The 8,480-nt window shown below is 71.6% G+C and carries 9 protein-coding genes and 1 tRNA gene; 6 read left to right on the top strand and 4 right to left on the bottom strand.

Annotated elements, in window-relative coordinates; translation table 11 throughout:
• Positions 1–2 precede the first annotated feature (2 nt).
• Positions 3–96 (bottom strand) — tRNA-OTHER (locus ACFVU3_RS11750).
• Between the two features lie 185 nt (positions 97–281).
• Here ACFVU3_RS11750 and ACFVU3_RS11745 point away from each other — a divergent pair.
• The 5 genes from ACFVU3_RS11745 to fabI all read left to right on the top strand — a co-directional run bounded on the left by ACFVU3_RS11745 (position 282) and on the right by fabI (position 5,387).
• Positions 282–1,268, top strand: coding sequence for a bifunctional lysylphosphatidylglycerol flippase/synthetase MprF (locus tag ACFVU3_RS11745; protein WP_390065752.1), 987 nt, complete (start codon positions 282–284; stop codon positions 1,266–1,268).
• 47 nt (positions 1,269–1,315) lie between these two features.
• The gene (locus ACFVU3_RS11740) at positions 1,316–1,477 is read left to right on the top strand and encodes a hypothetical protein (protein WP_390065698.1); all 162 of its coding nucleotides are present in this window, start codon (positions 1,316–1,318) and stop codon (positions 1,475–1,477) included.
• 236 nt (positions 1,478–1,713) lie between these two features.
• Positions 1,714–2,829: a fatty acid desaturase family protein gene (locus tag ACFVU3_RS11735; RefSeq protein ID WP_390065697.1), complete on the top strand. Its 1,116-nt coding sequence runs from the start codon at positions 1,714–1,716 to the stop codon at positions 2,827–2,829.
• A 274-nt stretch (positions 2,830–3,103) separates the two neighbouring features.
• On the top strand, positions 3,104–4,588 hold the full coding sequence (locus tag ACFVU3_RS11730) for an MFS transporter (RefSeq protein ID WP_390065696.1): 1,485 nt from the start codon (positions 3,104–3,106) through the stop codon (positions 4,586–4,588).
• Positions 4,589–4,625: 37 nt separating this feature from the next.
• Complete coding sequence (gene fabI / locus ACFVU3_RS11725; RefSeq protein WP_390065695.1) at positions 4,626–5,387, top strand: enoyl-ACP reductase FabI; 762 nt, start codon at positions 4,626–4,628, stop codon at positions 5,385–5,387.
• A gap of 133 nt (positions 5,388–5,520) precedes the next feature.
• Here the strand turns inward: fabI and ACFVU3_RS11720 are convergent, their stop codons facing one another.
• The gene (locus tag ACFVU3_RS11720) at positions 5,521–5,793 is read right to left on the bottom strand and encodes a hypothetical protein (RefSeq protein WP_390065694.1); all 273 of its coding nucleotides are present in this window, start codon (positions 5,791–5,793) and stop codon (positions 5,521–5,523) included.
• A 315-nt stretch (positions 5,794–6,108) separates the two neighbouring features.
• On the opposite strand from ACFVU3_RS11720, the gene ACFVU3_RS11715 reads away from it, so the two are divergent.
• Positions 6,109–7,305 (top strand): hypothetical protein, encoded by a 1,197-nt coding sequence (locus ACFVU3_RS11715; RefSeq protein WP_390065693.1) that lies wholly within the window; start codon positions 6,109–6,111, stop codon positions 7,303–7,305.
• A 31-nt stretch (positions 7,306–7,336) separates the two neighbouring features.
• Here the strand turns inward: ACFVU3_RS11715 and ACFVU3_RS11710 are convergent, their stop codons facing one another.
• Together ACFVU3_RS11710 and ACFVU3_RS11705 are read right to left on the bottom strand one after the other, a co-directional pair.
• Positions 7,337–7,552 (bottom strand): hypothetical protein, encoded by a 216-nt coding sequence (locus ACFVU3_RS11710; RefSeq protein ID WP_390065692.1) that lies wholly within the window; start codon positions 7,550–7,552, stop codon positions 7,337–7,339.
• A 107-nt stretch (positions 7,553–7,659) separates the two neighbouring features.
• A complete protein-coding gene (locus tag ACFVU3_RS11705; RefSeq protein WP_390065691.1) occupies positions 7,660–8,310 on the bottom strand; it encodes an HAD family hydrolase in 651 nt (216 codons plus the stop codon).
• Positions 8,311–8,480: the final 170 nt, after the last annotated feature.

The following is an 8,480-nucleotide window of genomic DNA, read 5'->3' as shown; positions in this document are numbered from 1 at the left end:
AGCGGAGAGGGCAGGATTCGAACCTGCGCGGGCCCGATGGACCCGACCGTGGAGCCGAGGCTCCGGTCCCCGATAAACCACTCCGGGCACCTCTCCAGAAGCTTCCCGGAGTCTTCCGGGCCGTTCCTGAGAAGAACAATGACAGAGCCCGCTGATACGGGTCTGACGCATCGCTGACGCGCTTCCGACGGCGTTCCGGAACACCCTTTCGGTGCCCCGCCGTTCGATGCTCTAATTCCCTCGGTTCAGTCCCACCGACAGGGAGCGCGAACGTGTCCGCGATGGAAACCGAGAGTCCGGCCTTCCTGGCCGTACGAAAGTACAACCCCGCCGACAACCCCAGTTCATTTCTCGCGGTGAACGAGGGAAACGAAACATTCAGTGTCCCCGAAATGAACGGGGTCATATCGTTCCGGAGGACGGGCCGGTACGCCGTCCAGTTCGGCGGCCCCTTCGCCGACGGCGCGTCGTACGACGCGCTCCTGGAGCGCTTCGTCACGCACGTCCACGACGAGGGCCTCACCCTCGTCGCCGTGCAGCTCCAGCGCGAGGACGCCGACGCCTACGCGCGCCAGGGCTTCACGGTCAATCAGATCGGGGCCTCCTGGGCCGTCCGGATCCCCGAACTCACCTTGCGGGGAACACGGTTCATGCAGCTCCGCAACAAGATCTCCCGGGCGCACCGCAACGGCCTGAAGATCCAGGAGGTCCGGGCGGAGGACTGGCGGGACGGCCTGGAGGTGATCGACCGCGCGTGGCTCGGCTCGAAGGGCGAGCACGCCCGCCCCCTGGAGTTCCTGGTGGGCCAGATCGGCGGCCCGATGCAGGCGCACCGCCGGCTCTTCGTCGGCACCATCGACGACGCCCCGGTCGCGTACATCTCCTACTCCCCCGTGTTCGGCTCCCGCGCCGGCTGGATGCACGACCTGAGCCGGCGCGTCCCGGACGGGTCGCCCGGTCTGATGGAGGCCATCAACGCCCACGCCCTGGAGGTGTTCCGCGGCGAGGGGGTGGAGTGGCTCCACTTCGGCTTCACGCCCTTCACGGGGCTGGACGCGGGCCACGAGGTCCCGGGCCACAGCCCCGCGTTCCAGTGGCTGATGCACTTCCTGTGGGACCAGGGCGCGGCGCTCTACCCCGCGCAGACCCAGCTGGCCTACAAGCAGAAGTGGGCCGCCGACGTCCTCATCCCCGAGTACGTCGCCTTCGAGAACCAGGCATCGCTCCCCGGCTTCGCCCACATCTTCCGGGCGAGCAACGCCTTCTGAGGCCCAGCACGAGACCGTTCCGCCGTTCCGGCCATGAAGGGAAGATCGTGTCCTACGCAACTCTCAGTACCGACGAGCTCCGGCAGTCGATGGTCGAGCACCTCATGCGGATCATGGGGTGCCCCGACGACGAGACGCTGGCCCGTGAGGCCGACGCCGTCCTGCTCACCCTGGACGGGCGCCTCGCCGAAGAGGCCACGACCGTCTGACCCGCACCGCCCCGGTCAGTCCGGTGTCAGAACCGCATCAGCCCGATAGGCGAGGCTGGGCAGCACGTCGGCTCGGAACCAGGCGCAGCGCAGCGCAGTGCCGCGGCTCACGTGCGGGGCGGGGGAACGACATCACCTCGTGGCTCCTGCCACTCCCCCGCACGCCCTCCTGACACCGGCACGGCTGCCCTGCCACCGCCTCGCCACCGGGCACCACAGCCCAAGGAGTGCACCGTATGTCATCGCCGCACGTCCCCTCCCAGAACAGCGTGGTCGATCCCCTCGACACACGCCGTGTGTCTCCGCCCTCGCAACCCGCGGGGGCCTCCGCCACCTTCTCCGAGCTGCTGAAGCGGGTGAAGGCCGAGGGTCTGCTCGACTTCGACCCCCGCTACTACATAGGCCGCCTGGCGCTCAACGCGCTGCTCCTGGCGGCCGGCTTCACGGCGTTCTTCCTGCTCGGCGACTCCTGGTGGCAGCTCCTCGTGGCCGTGTGGATGGGCCTGTGCGGGACACAGTGCGCGTACATGTTCCACGACGCCGGCCACAAGGCGATGTTCCGCGACAAGCGGGTCGCCACCGCCGTGGGATACGTCCACGCCAATCTGATCAACGGGTCGAGCTACGGCTGGTGGGTCAACCACCACAACCGGCACCACAGCAACCCGAACCACCTCGACATGGACCCCGACATCGGCCGCCGCACCGCGATCTTCGACCTCAAGCAGTACCCCAGCCGGAGCGGCGTCAAGAAGTTCATCGTCCGGTACCAGAGCGTCCTGTTCTTCGTCCTGCTCGTCCTCGAAGCCCTCAAGATGAGCAAGACCGCGATCAAGGTCATCGCGAAGGGCGAGACCAAGCGCCCGGTGCTCGAAGGCGCGCTGATCCTGCTGCGCGCGGCGATCTACCTGACGCTGACCTTCACCGTGCTCTCCCCGCTGCTCGCCGTCGTCTTCATCATCGTGCAGCAGTTCTCCCAGGGCCTCTACTTCGGCATGATCTTCGCCCCCAACCACAAGGGCATGGAGGTCCGTGACGGTGACGAGGAGACCCTGGACTGGCTGGAGCGCCAGGTGCTCACCTCGCGCAACATCCGTCCCTCGCTCCTGATCGACTTCCTCTACGGCGGGCTCAACTACCAGGTCGAGCACCACCTGTTCCCGTCCATGGCGCAGAAGAACCTGCCCCGTGCCCGGGAGCTGACCCGCGAGTACTGCGCGGAGCGCGGCGTCCCGTACCACGAGGTCGGCTTCTGGGCCTCGTACCGGGAGGTGGCCGGCTTCCTCCACGAGGTGAGCGCGCCCGTCCGCCGCAACGAGGTCGACCAGACGCTCGCGCAGCGCGCCGCCTGAGGCGCGTCCCCGAGGCACGCCGCCCCGGGCGAGCCGCCTGAGGCGCGCCACCGCTCACGACCGGCCCCATCACGGGCCGCACGACGGCGGACCGGTCGGCGACCACGGCCCGGACCGGGCGGGTCGCCGGCCTCCCGGCGTCAGGACGTCGACGTCACGTCACGTCACGTCACGCACGCACGCACGCACGCAGCACCCCACCACCCGACGACCACGACCGGCCACGACCGACCACGACCGAACGCGACAGGCGAGACGAGGAGCGGTGCCCCCGATGCCCAGAACCGCCGTACCCCAGGAGAGCGGCGCGGACAGAGCCGCCGCCGCGGCGTCGATCGGCGACCGGCTGGACCGGATGCCGATCACCTCCACCCACCGGCAGCTCACCGCGGTCGTCGGGATCGGTCTGCTCTTCGACACCTTCGAGAACAACCTCGCCGGCACCATCTCCAAGGTCCTCCAGAACGACTTCGCCTTCGACGGGACGACCCTGAAGCTCGTCCTGGCCTCCGCCTTCGTCGGCCAGTTCATCGGCTCGCTGACCCTGGGCCGGGTCGCGGACCGGTACGGCCGGCGCCGCGCCTTCCTCGTCAACCTGGCCCTCTACTCCGGCTTCTCGCTGCTCGCCGCCTTCTCCCCCAACGCGGTGTGGCTCATCGTGGCCCGCTTCCTGGCGGGCATCGGCATCGGCGCCGAACAGACCCTGTCCGACTGCTACCTCGCGGACGTGCTGCCGGCGTCGAAGCGGGGACGGTACACGGCGTGGGCGTACACGATCGCCTTCTGCGGGGTCCCCGCGGTCGGCTTCGCCGCGATGTGGCTCGTGCCGCTGAGCCCGCTGGGCATCGACGGCTGGCGCTGGCTCTTCATCATCGGCTCGCTCGGCTCCGTCGTGGTGTGGTTCCTGCGCCGCCGGCTGATCGAATCCCCGCGGTGGCTCGCCGCCAACGGACGCGTGGAGGAGGCGGAGCGCCTGGTCGCGAGCATGGAGTCCAAGACTCCCGCCGGCCTCCGCCCCGTCCCCGGTCCGGCCTCGGCCCACCACGCCCCGGCCCCCGCCGACCCCGACCGGCGGCCGCGGCTGCGGACCGTCTTCAGCAAGCAGTACCGCCGGCGCACGACGATGCTGTGGACCTTCAGCGTCCTCTCCGTCTTCGGCTACTACGGCTTCGGCGCGCTGGCGCCGCAGATCCTCGCGGCCAAGGGCTACGGGGTGGTGACCGGGCTCGGCTTCATCGCGCTGTCCTTCCTCGGCTACCCCATCGGCTCCGCGCTCTCGCTCCCCGTCATCGACCGGTACGAGCGCAGGACGCTGGTCGGCGTCGTCGCCGCGGCCATGGTGGCGACGGGCACCGGGTTCGCCTACGCGGACTCCGCCGTCCTCGTCGTCGCGTTCGGGTTCTCCTACACCCTCTGCAGCAACATCTTCTCCAACGTGTCCCACGTGTACCTGGCCGAGCAGTACCCCACGGCCTTCCGGGCGACGGCCTCGGGAGCGGCGTACTCCCTCTCGAAGCTGAGCGCCGCCGCGCTCCCCTTCATCCTGCTGCCGGTGCTCGACGCCCACGGCCCCGGCATGCTCTTCCTGGTCATCGGCGCGGCCATGACACTGCTCGCGGCGACGGTCCTGCTGCTCGGGGACCGGACGACCGGCACCTCCGTCGACGGGGACCGGACGACCGGCGCCCCCGACGACGGAGACCGTACGACCCGTGCCTCCGAGCACGGGAAGCGTACGGACGCCACCCGACTTCCGTGACGAGGCCGCCCGGCCGGGCGGCGGATTGGCAGGAACCATGAGCGGCATACTCGACGGCAAGCGCATCCTCGTCAGCGGCATGCTGACCGAGCACTCCATCGCCTTCCACGCGGCGAAGGTCGCGCAGGAAGAGGGCGCCGACGTCGTGCTCACCGGCTTCGGCCGGATCTCGCTGGTGGAGCGGACCGCCCAGCGGCTGCCCAAGCCGGCCCCGGTCGTCGAACTCGACGTCACGTCGCCGGAGCAGCTGGACGCGCTCGCCGCGAAGATCGGCGAGCACGTCACGGGCCTCGACGGCATCGTGCACTCGGTGGCCTTCGGCCCCCGGGGCGTCTTCGACTTCCTCACCGCGGACTGGGACGACGTGGGGACCGCCGTGCGGGTGTCCGCGTTCTCCTACAAGGACCTCGTGATGGCCTGCCTGCCGCTCATGCCCCGGGGCGGCTCGGTGGTCGGCCTCACCTTCGACGCATCCCGGACCTGGCCCCACTACGACTGGATGGGCGTCGCCAAGGCAGCGCTGGAGTCCACCAACCGCTACCTCGCCCGCGACCTCGGCGACCGAGACATACGCTGCAACCTCGTCGCCGCCGGTCCGATCCTGTCCATGGCCGCCAAGTCCATCCCCGGCTTCGGCGACCTCGCCGACGCGTGGGAGCAGCGGTCCGTCCTGCCCTGGGACCTGAAGGACCCGGAGCCCGTCGGCCGCAGCGTCGTCGGCCTCCTGTCCGACTTCTTCCCCAGGACCACGGGCCAGATCCTCCATGTCGACGGCGGCGTCCACATGGTCGGCGCCTGACGGGACGAGCGGTCAGAGGAGGTTCCGGCGCAGGTGCCGGTCGCCGCGGCGCGGCGCGTCCACGCGGCGCTCGGCCTCGTGGAGTCCGGCCGGGGCATGGCGGATCTTCCGCGCGTTCGTGGCGATCCCACCGCTACGCGCCGGCGGGCTCGACGCGGTAGCCGGCGGCTCGCGCCGCGGCGAGGAACGTGTCGAGGTCGCGGGAGTTCCGGAGCAGGCGGCCGAGTTCGCCCTCGTTCTCCGCCGTCCGGAAACTCGCGGACGCGAAGGGGTGCGTGACCGGTGCCTCGCCGGGGAGGGGCGGCGGGGTCGAGGTGCTCACCAGTACCCCGGGCTCGTCGGTGAACTCGGCGGCGAGCCGATCGCGAGCGAAGACGCGGTACCGGCGCGTCGGCCTCCCGCTCATCCCCCGGCCTCCCTCCATGATCGACGATCCGTTCCGCTGCCGCTGCCGCCGCGTTCCGGCGGACAGCACGCACCTGACGATCATCGGGCATGCCCGGAGGTGGGTGACAGCCACCGGGAGTCCCCGCCCCCGTCGTGGCCGGGGCCGGATGAGCCCCCTCCGGCACCGGCGGGGGCTGCCGTGTCCCTTCGTGTGCGTGTCTCGTTCGTATAGGCGGTCTTCGGTCGATCGAATGCGAGGTGCGCGATGCGGGTGCGGAGGGTGTCGGAGAGGTCCGGCGGGTCCAGGGCGGGGGCGGAGGGCCGAGCGGGGCGGATGAACGCGCTGGACCGTGCGTTCGCGCTCTTTCCCGAACACGGGGCCGTGCCGATGGTCGTGGGGCACGTCCTGGACTTTCCCGCCGGATCGTTCACGCTCGACGATCTGCGCGCCCGCGTGGCCGGGCGGATGCCGGGGCTGGAGGCGCTGGGGGTCGCGGCGGTCGCGGGTGCGCGGTCCTGGACGCCGACCGCGCCGGCCGAGTGCGAGCTGCACGTGACGGGGGAGCGGGTGGACGGCCGGCTCTCCGAGGCGACCGACGCGTTTCTGCGGGAGCCGCTGCCGGCGCGTCCGGCACCCGGATGGGACCTGCGGGTGCTGACGTGCGCGATCGAGGAGGTGCAGCGGGTGTGCTTCCGTATCGACCACGCCGTCACCGACGGCGTGGGCACGGCCCATCTCGTGGCCGCGCTGCTGGCCGACGAGCCGGTCGCCGGGCCCCGTCCCTACCGTCCGCCGGTGGCGGGACGGGCATCGCCGGCATGGCTGCGCACGTCGCCGTTCGAGAAGTTCCCGGCGCACGAGACGGTTCCCGCGGGGTGTGACACGGAGCCCAGCGGGCGGGCGGCCATGGCGTTCGCGGACGTTCCGGACGCGGAGCTGCGGGCGGTGGCGGCCCAGTGGGGTGCGGGCGTCAACGACGTGTACCTGACCGCGCTTTCCGGCGCGCTCGCGGCGTTCCAGCGGCGTCACCACCCGCAGGTGCACGACCTGCGGGTGGTGATGCCGATGTCGGTCCGTACGGAGGCGGCGCGGCTCGCACCGGGGAACGCGGCCCTGCCGGCGCTGCTGCGGCTGCCGTGCGCCGCGGCGGGGCCGGGTGAGCGGCTGGAGGACGTGGTCGGGCAGACCGTCGCGCACAAGGGTTCCGGGCTGCGGGAAGGCGGCTGGTGGACGCTGCGCCGTATGCCGCCGCGTTTCCTCTTCCGGTCGACGGAGCGCGCCCGCTTCCGCCTGGCCGCGAGCCACATCCACATCAACGGCCCGTACCGCGTCCTGGGCACTCCCCCGCTCGCCGCGAGCGTCTTCGGCCTGAACAGCCCCGGCATGCTCGGCTACTTCTCCCTCACGCGGACGGCGGCCACCGCCCGCATCACCCTGGTCCACGACCGGTCCCACGCGACGGCCGCCGAGCTGCCCGAGATGTGGGTGAAGGCGCTCGGCGAACTCGCGGAGCACGTCGTGCGGCCGTAGGCCGTCGTGAAGCGGGCAGGGCCGACGGCGCTCAGATGGAGGCGCGGACCTGCTTCGGCGGATGGCCCAGGCGGATGGCCGGCGCGGTCAGTCCGTCGTCGCCGCACCAGAGGCGCTCGGGGTTCCGGGCGGCGATCTCGAAGCGGGCGAAGCCGCAGGGCCCGTCGTGGTCCGGGGCGTCCAGGGTGGTCGTGCCGCCGCAGCACGGGACCTCGACGGCGCGCGTGGCGAAGCCGTCGTCGCTCATCGTGTCCCACCTCGCCGGAGCCCTGTGCCGCCGGAACGCGACGCCCTCGCCCGCATGTCTCACGCCGCGTCCCCGGCTCCGAGGAGCCTGGAGCCGCGAAGAGCCGGCTACCGCGGGGCGAGGAGGTCGGGCAGGCGGCGCATGTCGTGGAAGACGACGGTGCCGGGGCCCGCGAGGCGTTCGGCCGCGGTGAGGCCGCCCGCGTAACCGAAGGCCCGCATGCCGGCGGCGCGGGCGGCCTGGACGCCCGGGTTGCTGTCCTCGACGACGGCGCAGGCGGACGGGTCGACGCCCATCCGCCGTGCGGCGTGCAGGAAGAGGTCCGGGGCCGGCTTGCCCCGGGCGACCTCGGTGGAGCTGAAGATGCGGCCCTCGAACCGGCCGTACAGTCCGGTGACGCCGAGCGTGTGACGCATCTTCTCGTGGGAGCCGCTGGAGGCGACGCAGACGGGGAGGGTGATCTCCGCCAGCGCTTCGGGCAGGCCGTCCACGGCCTCCAGTCCGGCGTCCACCTCTTCCCGGTGCCGCCGGATCAGGGAGTCCCACCAGTGCGCCGCCGTCTCCGTGCCCAGGCGCTCGGCGATCTGCGCGCAGATGGACTCCTTGGAGCGGCCGATGAACCGGTCGACGACGTCCGCCTCGGTCAACGGCCAACCGAGTTCCCGGCCCAGGGCGACCTGGAGGCGCAGGGCGATGCGTTCGCTGTCGACCAGCACCCCGTCGCAGTCGAATATCACGAGCTCAATCGGCTTGATCATTCCGGCAGGATAGGCGGTGTGCCCGCGGCGACGGACCCCAGGAGCGCGGAGCCGACCGCTCCGGACCCCGCAATCCGCCGCACCGCCGGACCACCGGCGCGGTGTGCGGGTGTGCGGTGCCGCCGGTGTCACGGTCGGACCGCGGACCGCGGACCGCGGAACCCGAACCC

Origin of the sequence: Streptomyces sp. NPDC058052 (genome assembly GCF_042885515.1) — a bacterium.
Taxonomy (GTDB): domain Bacteria; phylum Actinomycetota; class Actinomycetes; order Streptomycetales; family Streptomycetaceae; genus Streptomyces.
This window is presented reverse-complemented; position numbering and strand designations above follow the sequence as displayed.